Source organism: Demequina sp. NBRC 110052, from assembly GCF_002090075.1.
GTDB lineage: Bacteria > Actinomycetota > Actinomycetes > Actinomycetales > Demequinaceae > Demequina.
This window is the reverse complement of the sequence record NZ_BBRI01000003.1, coordinates 511,615-524,451: the sequence shown is the minus strand read 5'-3', so window position 1 is coordinate 524,451 and position 12,837 is coordinate 511,615. Positions and strand designations below refer to the sequence as shown.

The window sequence follows — 12,837 nt, the reverse complement described above, 5'->3', positions numbered from 1 at the left end:
GTCACCCTCCGATCGAGTCGAGGTGACTGACCTGCTTGTACAGGCTGGCCACGAACTCGGGGTCGAAGTCGCCCGGAGCTGCGGAGTGGACTGCGCTCCACGCGTCCGTCGAGGCCTCGCCGCGTGCCAGGGACTCGGAGAACACCCGGTCCCACGCCTGCGCCCTACGGGCCTCCTGTGACATGGAGAGCGCCTCCACGCCCTTCGGGTCCCCCAAGGCCGCGAGACGTCGCAGAACGAGCTCCTGGACCTCGGAGATGGCTGCCTCCGGCTGCGGCGAGCGCTCTGCCGCCACGACCGGGAACTGGTCGAGCACTGCGGCGAGCGTCGCCCGGTCGCCCGAGCCGATCAGGACGCCGATGTCGCGCCCCGACTGCATCAACTTCTCAACCTCGCCCCACGCGTGGGTCGCGACCGCGATCTCGTCGTCGTCCTCGGGGTGAGCGAGTCGAGTGCCTCCAGTCGAGCGTTCGCCGCAGACTCCACAAGGGAGTCCGGAGCGAACTGTGCGTCCTTCAGCACCTTCCGTGCGTCATCGAGTCGCTTCTTGCGCTCGCGGGTGATAGCCGAATGCGTCCAGTTGGGGTCCGCGAAAGAGACCGCCGACTGGGCTGAGCTGAGGTACTTCTTGAACAGCTCCGGGTAGTCGTTGTTGGTCATTGTCTTGCCTTCCAGTTGGTGTTCCCGCAGGCGTGTGTCGGCGGGCTTCAGGCAGCGAGTCGCTCCTCCAGTTCGAACCTGAACGGAGGGAGCACCGAGTAACCAACTAGAGGGGAACGGTGGCCGCCGCGGCCTTCGCGGGAGTGCTCGTCGCGCTGATCCGCTCCGACGAGGTGCGCGAGCTCCTCGCGGGAGTCCTCCGCGGCGCCTTCGGCGGATGAACACGCGGCCGGGCTGGCGTCGGTCCCGCCGCGACTGCGGCTCCGCGACCGTGGAGCTCGCGATGGCGATGCCCGCGATCGTGCTCGTGCTCGGCTTCATCGCGGGCGCCGCGGCGTGGGGGCAGCGCGCCATCCTCGTCGAGCACGCTGCGGCGGCGACCGCGCGCGCGGCGCTGGTGGGGGACCTCGCATCCGCGCGGGCCGCCGGACAAGCGATCGTGCCCGGCGCGCACGTGGACGTGGCCAGTGTCGCGGGAACAGTCACCGCGACCGTGTCGCTCCCGGGGCGAGGACTCTTGCCACCCGTCGCGGCAACCATGCGCCTGCCGGAGCAGCCGTGAAGGCCTCGCTGCCGTGCGGCGCGGGCCGGTCCCGGGATCGAGGCTCAGCGATGCCGCTGGTCGTCGCGCTGATGGCCGTGGCGGTCGCGTGCGCGCTCGCGATCGCGGCAGGCAGCGGCGCGATCTCCGCGCGCCCGGACGCAGGGCGCCGCCGATCTCGCCGCGCTCGCGGGTGCCATCGGAGAGCGCCTCGACCCCGGCACGGGATGCGTGCGGGCCCGCGAGGCAGCGGACCTCAACCGGGTCGAGCTCGCGAGCTGCCTCGTGTCCGTGGACGGTGACATCACCGTAGTGCTGCGCAACGGCTCGGCGCTTGGCCCCGTGGTGGCGAGTGCGCGTGCGGGTCCGTCATTCGCTCCGTGACGCATCGCGGTGCCTCGGCGCATCCGCAGACGCCCTGGTGCCCCTCAGGGCTGTGCTCTAGGCTCGCGGACGTGAGCAACGCACGGCATCCGAGCCCGCGTGAGCTGCTGCGCGTCTCGCTCCCTGCGCTGGCCGTGGGAGTGCTCTCGGGCCTGCTGCTCGCTGGAATCGACGTCGTCGCCGAGGGCCTCGAGCACGGCCTCTGGGAGTGGCTGCCCCACACGCTCGGCTTCGAGGACGCGCCCCGCTGGTGGCCCATCCTGATCATGACCGCGATCGGCGCGCTCGTGGGGCTCGCGCTGTGGAAGGTTCCCGGGCACGGAGGGCACGACTCCGCGACAGTCGAACTGTTCGCGCCTGTGTTGCGACTCAGCGCGCTCCCCGGAGTGGCGCTGGTGCTCATTCTCGGTCTCGCCGGCGGTGTGAGCCTCGGCCCCGAGAGCCCCATCATCGCCATCGACGTCGCGCTGACAGTGTGGCTGCTCGGGAAGATCGCCCCTGACATCGGCGCGCAGGGTGCCTTCATGCTCGCCGCCGCGGGCATGCTCGGCGCGATGTTCGGCACCCCCGTCGCCGCCGCGCTGCTCATGACGGAGCTCGTGGCGGCAGCCAAGCGTGGCGGCCTCCTGTGGGATCGCCTGTTCGGCCCGCTGATCTCCGCGGGCGCCGCGACGATCACCATGCAACTGCTCCACGCGCAGTCCTTCGCACTCGCGCTGCCGGAGTATACGGATCCGGCGCTCGTCGATCTGGGGACGGCCTCGGCGGTGGCGCTCATCGCCGCCGCACTCGGGCTGGGCGCTTCGGTGGCGCTGCCTCCTTTGCACGCACTGTTCCGCCGCCTGCGGCACCCGTTGCTGTACGTGACAGCAGGAGGGCTCTTGCTCGGCGTGCTCGGATTCATCGGAGGCCCGCTCACCCTCTTCAAGGGCGCTACGGAGACCGGAGAGCTCGTCGCCGACTTCGAGTCCTACGGTCGGTGGCAGCTGCTCGGCCTCGCCCTGGTCAAGACGGCCGCACTCGTGGTGGCTGCCGCAGCGGGCTTCCGTGGCGGTCGCATCTTCCCTGCGGTCTTCATCGGCGCGGCGGCGGGACTGTTCGGCGCCGCCCTGTTCCCCTCGATGCCGCTCGCCCTCGCCGTCGCCGCAGGTGTGCTCGGCGCGGTGCTCGCGATCGGCCGCAACGGCTGGCTCGCGCTGTTCATGGCCGCGATCTTCGGGGGGTCGATCGCGTCGCTCTCGGTGCTGACCATCGCGCTCCTGCCCGTGTGGCTGATCGTGGCGCGCGCGCCGGAGATGCTCGTGGGCGACGGCGAACTGGAGGCGATGGACGAGCGCGACGCGTCGTACCTCGACGCTCGCGAGCCGGCCTCGCCCGAGGCCTCACCCCGCGACTGAGCGCGGCCTCGTCGTCACCGTGCGCGACGACGGCTCGGGGCCCCGGATCGCTCCAGGTGCCCCGAGCCGTGCGAGGCCCGCAGGTGGGCGTCAGTTGGCCGTCACGCGGACCGTGCCGAGCGAGGTCCACACCTGCAGCTCGACCCAGTCATAGTCGCCCATCTGATCAGGAGCGGGGGCTGGCTCTGCGATGGGGTCGGAGCCGCCGGTCGCTGCGCCGTCCTGCTCCCTGGCGAAGGCCTCATCGGCCTCGGCCGCGTCGTCGTAGCCGTAGTACACGGTGCCGTTGTCCACGTGCATCGCATGCGCCGCGAGCAGCGTGTACGTGCCGGACGTGATCTCGGCCTGGCCGGAATCGGTCCAGCATCCGCTCACGTCGCGCCACAGGTACTCGCCGCTGTAGCCGTCGCCCGGCGCCAGGTAGCCGGGCTGTGCGATCGTGAGCGAGCTGGAGGCCGCGTCCTCAGCGATCCACATGTCGCCATCACGCGACGTGCTCGTGAGGTACCCCTCGGCGACGACGACGCCATCGCGCACCAGGTACAGCGTCGGCTGGGCGCCGCCCCAGTACGGGAGCGTCCATTTGGAGGCGTTGGCGACCGATGCGGTGACGACGGGGTTGCCGTCGATGACCCAGCCATAGCTCACGGACAAGGACGACGGAGCGTCGGCGGTCACGTCGAGCAGCGCGACGTCGGCGGACTCAGGGAAGGCCCGCTGAGTCGCACCGTCCCACGAGCAGCCGTAGTAGCGCTGCTCCCACAGGGTGCCCTCGGCGTCTCGCGAGTCGCCCATGAGCGTCACGCGCTGGGTTCCGGCAGCCATGTCCCACGGACCGGCGACGGCGCCGTCGTACAGGCTGCGCGCCGCGTCGGGCGTGAGCAGGTCGTCGGGAGTCTCGATCGGTGCCGGCTCGGGCGAGAGCAGGTACGCCGCGAACGGGTCGTCCACGGGCTCGCCGGCGATCACCAGCAGCGCAGGCTCGGAGACGATCCGGAACGATGCGGCGCCCGACGCGGGTCCGGACGATCCGGCGACGCCCGCGCCATCGTTCGTCGTGCTCACGCTGTCGTTCGCGTCGGCCGGGCCCGAGGAGGCGCTCTCCTCGGTCGGGGCGACCGTCGGCTCGACGGGCTCCGTGGACTGGCCCGGCTCGGTGGTGGGCTCTTCAGGCGACCCGGTGGGCTCGCCCGGGTCGAGCGTCGGCTTGTCGATGACGGCGTCGGCCCAGAACTCCTGACTGGCGACCAGCTCGTACTTGCCGGCGGGCAGGGGCTCGCCGTCCCAGCAGTTGATGAGCGCGAGCTCGCTCTCCACGTCCACGACGGCGTCGCCTGAGAGAGTGACCTGCGTCAGCTCGGACACCGTGTCGCTGCCGAATGCGGCGGTACCCACCACGATGCCGTCCCACAGGACGAACGCGTCGGCACCGAACGTGGTGAAGGTGCCGTCGGCGGTGCCGGCGAGGGTCGTGCGGTAGCCGAGCGTGCCGCCCGGCTGCAGGTCCTCGCCGTCTCCCAGCAAGGCCACGTCGAGCGTGGCCGCAGGCTCGCCGTAGGCGCCGCCCTCGAGAGTGGAGCCGCACAGCCCGAACGCGAGGTTCGAGCTGTCGGCAGCGAACCCGTCGCCAGCGGTCTCGGGCAGGCCCATCGTCGCCGAGTCGCCGCCACTGCGGCCGGGGCTGCCCAGGTTGGGGATCACCACGCCGAACGCGAGCAGCGCGATCGCGCCGGCGCCCACCACCCCGGGCACTCCGGTGCGCATCGCCCGGCGGCGTGAGACGCGGCCCGCGGCCTTCACCGCGGACAGCTGCACGCCATCCACGGGCGCGTCGTCAGCGGCGCCGTGCAGGGCATCAGAGATCTTGGACATGTCAGTTCCTTCCCTCGCGGCGGCCGACGAGCACTGCCGTCTCCGCCCCGGTCTCGGAGTCCTCCACCTCACCGAGCACGTGCTCGAGGTGGTGGACTCCATCGCTCAGATAGCGCTTCACGGTGCCCTCGGCGATGCCGAGCTCGGAGGCCACGTCGGCCACCGTGAGGTCGTCGAAGTAGCGCAGCACGACGCACGCCCGCACCCGCGGGGGAAGCGTCGCCAGCGCCTGTGAGACCTCGGCACTCGCGTCGACGGGGGCGAACTCGTCGTCCCCGATCTCCTGAGGCGTGAACAGGTGCCTGACCTTCTGCCACCGCTGGTTGCGGCGGTACTGGTCGACGTAGACGGACGTGATCGCCCGTCGGACGTAACCCTCGGCCTTCTCCGGAGTGAGGCCGGGCCTGGGCTTCGAGAAGGTGCGCACCAAGGCGTCCTGCACGAGGTCCTGAGCCTGGATGGGGTCGCTGCACACGAGGTAGGCGTAGCCCAGCAGTGCCCGTTCGCGGGTGCGCACGAGCTGCTCCATGGTCTGCCGCCAGTCCGTCATGCAGGTCTCCCAGGGTCGGTTCACGAGGCGCTCTCGCAATGTCGACGTGCGCGGCGAGGAAAAGGTTGGGTGCGCGCGTCCACGAGTGCGCCCGCACCCATCCTCCCCTAGAGTGACCGGCATACCCGGCCCCGCGGGTGCAACGGCGCAGCTGCGGGACGTCAACGAGGACGCTTGGGAGGCTGCGGTGCGAAGTTCTGTCATGGAGGCGGTGGAGCTGGGGGGCTCGTCGCTCGTCATCGTCGTGGTCATCGGCGTCGTCGCCGCGGCCGCGCTGCTGATGTCGTGGATGCTGCGTCAGCAGGTGCTCAAGGCGCGCGAGGGCACGGACAAGATGCAGGAGATCGCGGGTGCGGTCCAAGAGGGTGCGAGCGCGTACCTCAACCGCCAGCTCCGCACGCTCGCGGTGTTCGCGGCAGTGGTGTTCGCGCTGCTGTTCCTGCTGCCCGGCGACACGGGCGTGCGCATCGGGCGCTCGATGTTCTTCCTGCTGGGTGCTGGCTGCTCGGCGACGATCGGCTACATGGGCATGTGGCTCGCGGTGCGCGCGAACGTGCGCGTGGCCGCGGCCGCGCGGGAACCGGGCGGGCGTGCTGAGGGCGCCCGCCTTGCGTTCCGCACCGGTGGTGCAGTGGGTATGGGCGTCGTGGGGCAGGGCCTCGCGGGTGCTGCCGCGGTGGTGTTTCTCTTCCGCGAGAACGCCCCCGCGGTGCTCGAGGGCTTCGGCTTCGGCGCCGCGCTGCTGGCGATGTTCATGCGCGTCGGCGGCGGCATCTTCACCAAGGCGGCTGACGTCGGCGCCGACCTGGTGGGCAAGGTCGAGAACCACATCCCGGAGGACGACCCGCGCAACGCCGCGACGATCGCCGACAACGTGGGCGACAACGTGGGCGACTGCGCCGGCATGGCGGCGGACCTGTTCGAGTCCTACGCCGTGACCCTGGTGGCCGCGCTCATCCTGGGCAAGGTCGCGTTCGGCGAGGACGGCCTGATCTTCCCGCTCATCGTCACCGCGGTCGGCGCGCTGGTCGCCGCGATCGGAGTCCTCATCACGCGCGTGCGTCAGGGCGAGTCGGGTCTCAAGGCCATCAACCGCGGCTTCTACCTCTCGGCGCTCGTGGGCGCGGTGCTGTCGGCGGTCGCGGCGTTCGTGTACCTGCCGGGCTCGTTCTCCGAGTTCACGGGATCGCGCCTGAGCGACCTCGACGGCGACCCACGCGTCATGGCGACGATCGCGGTCTTCGTCGGGATCGGCCTCGCGGGGCTCATCCTCAAGCTCACCGGCTACTTCACTGACACCGCCGCCGGTCCCACCAAGCGCGTCGCGAAGACGTCGCTCACGGGTGCGGCGACCGTGGTGCTCTCGGGCGTCGGGGTGGGCCTCGCGTCGGCCGTCTACACGGCGACCGTGATCGCCGGCGCCGTCGTCATCCTCTTCGTCGTCTCCGGCGGGTCCCTTCCGCTCGCCCTGTTCCTGGTGGCGCTCGCGGGCTGCGGTCTTCTGACCACCGTCGGCGTGATCGTCGCGATGGACACGTTCGGGCCTGTGAGCGACAACGCGCAGGGAATCGCCGAGATGTCTGGCGACGTGGACGAGGAGGCCGCGCAGACGCTCACCGACCTCGACGCCGTCGGCAACACCACCAAGGCCATCACCAAGGGCATCGCGATCGCGACCGCGGTTCTCGCGGCGACGGCGCTGTTCGGTTCCTACTCCGACGCCGTGGAGACGGCCCTCGCGTCGGCGGGCGCGGCGCTCGGCGAGGTCAGCTACGAGATCATCAACCCGATGACGCTCGTCGGCGTGATCGTCGGCGGCGCGACCGTGTTCCTCTTCTCCGGCCTCGCCATCGATGCCGTCACGCGTGCCGCCGGTGCAATCGTGCTCGAGGTGCGCCGTCAGTTCCGCGAGATGCCCGGCATCATGACGGGCGAGCAGCGCCCCGAGTACGGGCGCGTGGTGGACATCTGCACGCGTGACTCGCTGCGAGAGCTCGCCACCCCCGGCCTGCTCGCGGCGATGGCGCCCATCTTCGTCGGCTTCGGCCTGGGCGTCGGTGCTCTCGCAGGCTTCCTCGCGGGCGCGATCGGCACCGGAGTGCTCATGGCCGTGTTCCTCGCGAACTCGGGCGGCTCGTGGGACAACGCCAAGAAGATCGTCGAGGACGGCCACCACGGCGGCAAATACTCGCCCGCACATGAGGCGACGATCATCGGTGACACGATCGGCGACCCCTTCAAGGACACCGCCGGCCCCGCGATCAACCCGCTCATCAAGGTCATGAACCTCGTCGCGCTGCTCATCGCCCCCGCGGTGGTGGCGCTGAGCTTCGGCGACGGGGCGAACCCGTGGCTGAGGTGGGGGATCGCGCTGATCGCGGCCGCATTGGCCGTTGCTGCGGTGGTGGCGGCTGAGCGCCGCGCCCACCAGGGCGATCTGGAGCACGAGGGCGACAAGGCAGCCGAGTCGGAGCATCACACCCCTGCGTCGGCCATCACGGAGTGACGCGGAACGCCCATTCTCAGTCCCGGTCATATGACCGAAACCCAGCGGTGCAAGGATGCAGAACATGATCAAGTCCCGTGCACCCCTGGCCGGAGTCGTCGGCGCCCTCGTGGTCGTCGAGGCGACCTCCGGAGTCCTCCAGGGCTTCTACACGCCGCTGCTGACCGACGTGGCCCGCAACCTCGACATCAACGACGCGCACATCAACTGGTTCGAGGCCGCGCAGCTGCTGCTGTCAGCGATCGTGGTGCCGGTGCTCGCGCGACTGGGCGACATGATCGGCCACCGCAAGGTGCTGATCGGGTCGCTCGTCGTCACTGCGCTCGCGAGCTGGGGCGTCGCGTTCTCCGGCAACTTCGTGCTGTTCACGATCATGTGGGCCATCCAGGGCTTCTATGTGGTGTGGCTGCCCATGAACGTGTCGATCATCCATGCGCGCGCCCGCAAGCATGAGAACACCGCGGAGCTCACCGCGAAGGGCGCGGGCCTCATCGTCGTCGCGCTCGAGGCCGGAGCGATCGGCGGCGCGCTCGTCGCTGGCCAGCTGGGCGGTCTGCTGCCGTTGTGGATGACGCTCTCGGTCCCGGCGCTGCTCGTGACCATCGCGCTGATCGTGGTGATCTTCAAGGTCGAGGATCCGGGCGCGCGGGCCGGCGGCAAGATCGACTCGAGCGGCACGGTGCTGCTGAGCCTCTCGCTGCTCGCCATCACCGGTGGCCTGTCCCTGACCCGCGTGAACGGCTTCACCGTGTGGGTGTGGGCCATGATCGCGTTCGGCCTGGCTCTGCTGTGGTGGTTCGTGCGCCTCGAGTTGCGGCGCGACGATCCCCTCATCGACATGCGTCTCATCGCACGCCCGACGCTGTGGCCCGTGATCCTCACCTCCGCCCTGTTCGGGGTGTCGGTCCTCGGCGCGCAGGGTCCGCTGTCCACGTTCGCGGGCACCGACCCGACCGAGGTCGGATACGGGCTGGGCCTCGACTCGGCGAACCGCTCGTATCTGATCGGCGCGTACGTGCTGTCGCTGCTGATCGGCGCGGGTCTGTACGCGCGCATCTCGCGCGCCTTCAAGCCACGCCCCGTGCTGATCGCCGCGTCGCTCATGGTCGCGTTCGGCTACCTCATGCTCGTGCCCTTCCACTCGGGCGTGATGGTGGTCTCGGCGATGATGATCGTCGCCGGACTGGGCTCGGGTGCGCTCGTCGCTGCGCTGCCCGCGACCGCGGCTGCGGCCGCGCCGCCCCATCAGACGGGCGTCGCGACCGGGCTCACGAACACCACCAAGACGCTCGGCGGCGCGCTCGCGTCCGCGATCTTCGCGATCGCTCTCGCCTCCGGCATCGACTCCGAGGAGACCACCGCGGCCTCGCTCACCGGCTACCAGACGGTATGGGCCATCTGCGGCCTCACCGCCATCGCGGCGGTGGCAGCGCTGCTCACGGTGCCCAAGGTCGCCTTCACCTCCGCGGACCCCGACGCGCAGGGCCTCGGCGGCACCTCCGACGCGCTCGCGCTGGAGTCCGTGGGGCCCGACGTGGTGGTCTCCCAGACCCATGCCCGGCCCGACGCCGTCGCCGGACAGGACGTCCACGGCGACCCCGGCGTCGGGCAGGCGAACACGACCGACGGCGAAGGTGAGGCGCGATGACCCCGGTGAGCGACGCGTCGGGCATGGGCGGCGTCCCGCGCGTCGGCCCGGGGGAGCCCGCCGCCGCCGACGTCGCTGAGCGTCTGGCTGCACTCGTGCGCATCCCCACCGTGACCCCGCCGCCGGGGCCGCACCCGCCCGAGGTGGCCGCCACCTTCGGTGCCCAGCGCGCGGCGCTCGACATCCTGTATCCGCGCGTCATGGCGCACGAGCCGGAGCAGGTGGGGCGCGCAGGCCTGCTGCTCCGGATCCCCGGCGCCTCAGCCGAGCGGCCGGTGGTGCTCATGGCGCACCAGGACGTGGTGCCGGTGCCCGAGGACTGGGCCGGCGAGGGGTGGGAGCACGAGCCATTCGCGGGCGTGATCCAGGACGGATGGGTGTTCGGCCGCGGCACGCTCGACGACAAGGGCGCGCTCGTGGTCATGATGGACGCGCTCGAGTCGCTTCTGACCGAGGGCTGGGCGCCGCCACAGGACGTGTGGGTGCTCATGGGCGCCGACGAGGAGTCCTACGGCGACTGCGCCGTGCAGGCGGCCGCGCTCCTCGCCGAGCGCGGAGTCGAGCCGTGGATGATCCTCGACGAGGGCGGCGCCGTGACTCTCGGCGCGATCGCAGGGCTCGAGGGAGAGGCGGCCGTGATCGGCGTCTCCGAGAAGGGCATCGCCTCCGTGACGCTCACCGTCGACGCGCTCGGCGGCCACGCCTCGACCCCGCCGCGCGAGTCCGCGCCGGGCATCCTCGCGCGAGCGCTGCGCCGCATCGAGACGCATCCGCATCCCGCGTCCGTCAACGACGTGACCATCGAGATGCTCGAGGCTGCGGGACCGCGTATCACGGGAGCGATGGGTGCGGTGCTCCGGCGAGCGCGCGCGCTGCGGCCGGTGCTCGCGCGCGCCATGCCGCGGCTGAGCCCCGAGATGGCCGCGATGGTGCGCACCACCACTGCGATCACCCAGCTCAGCGGCTCGGTGGGTCACAACGTGCTCGCCACGCGCGCGACCGCGATGCTCAACATCCGCGTGGCAGCCGGGTCCTCGGTGGACGAGGCGGTGGAGCACATCCGTCGCGTCGTCGGCGATCCGCGCGTGGGCTTCGCCTTGGTCGAGGCGAGCGAGCCCTCGCCCGTGTCACCGCGGGGCGACGACCCGCGGTGGGCGCTGCTGAACGAGGCCATCGCGTCGTCGTATCCGGAGGCGCTGACCGTGCCGTACGTGATGCTCGCCGCCTCCGACGCGCGTCACCTCGCGCATCTGGGCCCCGCCTACCGCTTCGCGCCGCTGCGCATGGATTCGCAGCAGCGCGCCGCGGTGCACGGGCCGAATGAGAAGGTCGAGGTCGCGTCGTTGGGTCAGGGTGTGGTCTTCTACAGGGCCCTCCTGCAGGGTCTCTGACCCGCCCCGTTCGCTCCGCACGGAAGGCACTGTCGCTCCGCACGCCCCTCTTCGACAGTGCGAACCAATCTCCGCACGACACGCTGTGGGATGTCCCTCCACTCCGATCTTCATCGGGGTGTCGCACTTGGGATTGGTTCGGACTGTCAGATCGGGTGGCGGCGGAGCGAACGTGGGACGGCTCGGTAGGCTCGCTCGCGTGAGCAGCAGCACTGGACCCGCAGACCGCGCGCACCCCGTGTCGCTCGCGCCCGAGGCCGCCGGCGCGCTGCGCAAGGCTCTCGCTCCGTGGACAGTGGACGCCGTCGAGGAGCTGCTGGGCGAGCGGGCCACGCGTGCCCTCGCGCGCGAGCAGACGGTGCCCGCGCTGCTCGAGGCGCGGCGCTCGCCGAGCACCGTCTCGACCCTCACGCGCCTGTTCATGCTGGGCGACGCGGTGCAGCACGCGGACGCGGCCGACGCGCTAGGCGCCTTCGGCGTCGACGGGGCCACGGCCGCGGGTTTGGTGGAATCGGCCGGGGCGAGCGGTGGCGAGGTGCGCGCCCGCGTCGACCTGCGTCCTACCGCGGCCGTGGGCGCGGACGGTGCGACAGCCGCGCACTGGTGGGTCGCCTCTGACAGGGGTGAGGCGGTCACGGGGTCGCGGCTCGCGGACGATCACGTGCTGGGGATCGGCGGCGCCTCCACGACCCTCGCGGGTGCGACCATGCGCACACCGACGGGTCGCGTCCTCGACCTCGGCACCGGGTGCGGCATTCAGGCGCTGCACGCCTCGACCCACGCGCAGCACGTCACGGCCACCGACATCAGCAGGCGTGCGCTGAGCTTCGCCGCGTTCAACCGCGCGCTCAACGCGCCGCCGGCTGAGTGGGATCTGCGTCTGGGCAGCATGCTCGAGCCGGTGGTGGGCGAGGAGTTCGACCTGGTCGTGTCGAACCCGCCGTTCGTCATCACTCCGCCTGGCGCTCCGAGCTTCGAGTACCGCGACGGCGGACTGGGCGGCGACGGCATCGTCGCGTCGCTCGTGCGCACGGTGGGCACGGTGCTCGCGCCGGGAGGCGTCGCACAGCACCTCGGCAACTGGGAGGTGCGCCGGGGTGAGGCCTGGTCGGACCGACTCGGCGCGTGGCTCGGCTCCTCCGAGGTGCCGCTTGACGCCTGGGTGATCCAGCGCGATCTGCTCGACGCCGCGGAGTACGCGGAGACGTGGCTGCGCGACGCAGGGGTCACCCCCGAGCGCGACCGCGAGGGCTTCCGCGCCGCCTACGAGGCGTACCTTGCGGACTTCGACGCCCGCGGCGTCGAGGCGATCGGCTTCGGCGTCGTGACGCTCAGACGCCCGACGCTCGGGCCGCCCACGCTTCGACGGCTCGAGGAGCATGAGGGCCCGATCGTGGGGCCGCTTGGTGCGACGCTCGCCGATGCGCTCGTCGCGCATGACTGGGTCGCCTCGCGCGACGACCAGGAACTGCTGGCTACGACCTTCATGGTCGCGGACGATGTCACGAAGGAGACCTACGGGCGTGCCACGGAGCACGAGCCCGAGCACATCCTGATCCGTCAGGGCAGGGGACTGCAGCGGTCCGTGCGCGCGGACACTGCCCTTGCGGGCTTCGTGTCCACATGCGACGGAGAGCTCGCCGCGGGGCAGATCTCGGGCGCGCTCGCGGCACTGCTCGACGTCTCCACCGCGGACATGGCGACGGGTCTGGCGCGTGCGATCCGGGGCCTCGTCGAGGACGGCTTCCTGGTCCCGGTCCAGTCCTGAAGTCGGCCCTGACGGGCCCCGATCCGTGTCCTGTCATCTAGGTCCGATTGCCCAGAGACGGGCGCTGTGAGCGATTGACAATGGGGGAGTCGGGCACCGGCCCGACGGGTCCCGCGTCGC

General features: G+C 71.3%; 12 protein-coding genes. 8 read left to right on the top strand and 4 right to left on the bottom strand.

Annotation, left to right across the window (positions count from 1 at the left end; genetic code table 11):
- Window position 1: 1 nt before the first annotated feature.
- Window positions 2–382 carry a hypothetical protein gene (locus B7K21_RS09885; RefSeq protein WP_159448478.1) on the bottom strand — a complete coding sequence of 127 codons (381 nt, stop codon included), beginning with the start codon at window positions 380–382 and terminating at the stop codon, window positions 2–4.
- Window positions 379–660 carry a hypothetical protein gene (locus B7K21_RS09880; protein WP_084075260.1) on the bottom strand — a complete coding sequence of 94 codons (282 nt, stop codon included), beginning with the start codon at window positions 658–660 and terminating at the stop codon, window positions 379–381. The genes B7K21_RS09885 and B7K21_RS09880 overlap by 4 nt, the downstream gene beginning before the upstream one ends.
- A gap of 119 nt (window positions 661–779) precedes the next feature.
- On the opposite strand from B7K21_RS09880, the gene B7K21_RS09875 reads away from it, so the two are divergent.
- The 4 genes from B7K21_RS09875 to B7K21_RS09865 all read left to right on the top strand — a co-directional run bounded on the left by B7K21_RS09875 (window position 780) and on the right by B7K21_RS09865 (window position 2,982).
- A complete protein-coding gene (locus tag B7K21_RS09875; RefSeq protein ID WP_084075259.1) occupies window positions 780–881 on the top strand; it encodes a DUF4244 domain-containing protein in 102 nt (33 codons plus the stop codon).
- Entirely contained in the window at window positions 878–1,222 is a 345-nt protein-coding gene (locus B7K21_RS09870; RefSeq protein ID WP_144016169.1) for a hypothetical protein, read from the top strand. The genes B7K21_RS09875 and B7K21_RS09870 overlap by 4 nt, the downstream gene beginning before the upstream one ends.
- 210 nt (window positions 1,223–1,432) lie before the next feature.
- A complete protein-coding gene (locus B7K21_RS12630) occupies window positions 1,433–1,585 on the top strand; it encodes a hypothetical protein (protein ID WP_159448477.1) in 153 nt (50 codons plus the stop codon).
- Window positions 1,586–1,656: 71 nt separating this feature from the next.
- The gene (locus B7K21_RS09865; protein ID WP_084075257.1) at window positions 1,657–2,982 is read left to right on the top strand and encodes an ion channel protein; all 1,326 of its coding nucleotides are present in this window, start codon (window positions 1,657–1,659) and stop codon (window positions 2,980–2,982) included.
- 90 nt (window positions 2,983–3,072) lie between these two features.
- Here B7K21_RS09865 and B7K21_RS09860 read toward each other — a convergent pair whose 3' ends face one another.
- Complete coding sequence (locus tag B7K21_RS09860) at window positions 3,073–4,854, bottom strand: hypothetical protein (protein ID WP_084075256.1); 1,782 nt, start codon at window positions 4,852–4,854, stop codon at window positions 3,073–3,075.
- Window position 4,855: 1 nt separating this feature from the next.
- Entirely contained in the window at window positions 4,856–5,404 is a 549-nt protein-coding gene (locus tag B7K21_RS09855; protein ID WP_084075255.1) for a SigE family RNA polymerase sigma factor, read from the bottom strand.
- 202 nt (window positions 5,405–5,606) lie between these two features.
- On the opposite strand from B7K21_RS09855, the gene B7K21_RS09850 reads away from it, so the two are divergent.
- The 4 genes from B7K21_RS09850 (at window position 5,607) to B7K21_RS09835 (ending at window position 12,717) form a co-directional block, all read left to right on the top strand.
- Window positions 5,607–7,910, top strand: coding sequence for a sodium-translocating pyrophosphatase (locus B7K21_RS09850; protein ID WP_084075254.1), 2,304 nt, complete (start codon window positions 5,607–5,609; stop codon window positions 7,908–7,910).
- A 64-nt stretch (window positions 7,911–7,974) separates the two neighbouring features.
- Complete coding sequence (locus B7K21_RS09845) at window positions 7,975–9,558, top strand: MFS transporter (protein WP_084075253.1); 1,584 nt, start codon at window positions 7,975–7,977, stop codon at window positions 9,556–9,558.
- Window positions 9,555–10,949, top strand: coding sequence for a M20/M25/M40 family metallo-hydrolase (locus tag B7K21_RS09840; RefSeq protein WP_084075252.1), 1,395 nt, complete (start codon window positions 9,555–9,557; stop codon window positions 10,947–10,949). The genes B7K21_RS09845 and B7K21_RS09840 overlap by 4 nt, the downstream gene beginning before the upstream one ends.
- Before the next feature lie 199 nt (window positions 10,950–11,148).
- The gene (locus B7K21_RS09835; protein WP_234989270.1) at window positions 11,149–12,717 is read left to right on the top strand and encodes a methyltransferase; all 1,569 of its coding nucleotides are present in this window, start codon (window positions 11,149–11,151) and stop codon (window positions 12,715–12,717) included.
- Window positions 12,718–12,837 lie beyond the last annotated feature (120 nt).

Bases quoted from the DNA above. Each gene is read 5' to 3' on its own strand.
- B7K21_RS09870 (WP_144016169.1), top strand. From the start codon at position 878: ATGAACACGCGGCCGGGCTGGCGTCGGTCCCGCCGCGACTGCGGCTCC.
- B7K21_RS09860 (WP_084075256.1), bottom strand. From the start codon at position 4,854: ATGTCCAAGATCTCTGATGCCCTGCACGGCGCCGCTGACGACGCGCCC.
- B7K21_RS09845 (WP_084075253.1), top strand. From the start codon at position 7,975: ATGATCAAGTCCCGTGCACCCCTGGCCGGAGTCGTCGGCGCCCTCGTG.
- B7K21_RS09855 (WP_084075255.1), bottom strand. From the start codon at position 5,404: ATGACGGACTGGCGGCAGACCATGGAGCAGCTCGTGCGCACCCGCGAA.
- B7K21_RS09880 (WP_084075260.1), bottom strand. From the start codon at position 660: ATGACCAACAACGACTACCCGGAGCTGTTCAAGAAGTACCTCAGCTCA.
- B7K21_RS09840 (WP_084075252.1), top strand. From the start codon at position 9,555: ATGACCCCGGTGAGCGACGCGTCGGGCATGGGCGGCGTCCCGCGCGTC.
- B7K21_RS09850 (WP_084075254.1), top strand. From the start codon at position 5,607: ATGGAGGCGGTGGAGCTGGGGGGCTCGTCGCTCGTCATCGTCGTGGTC.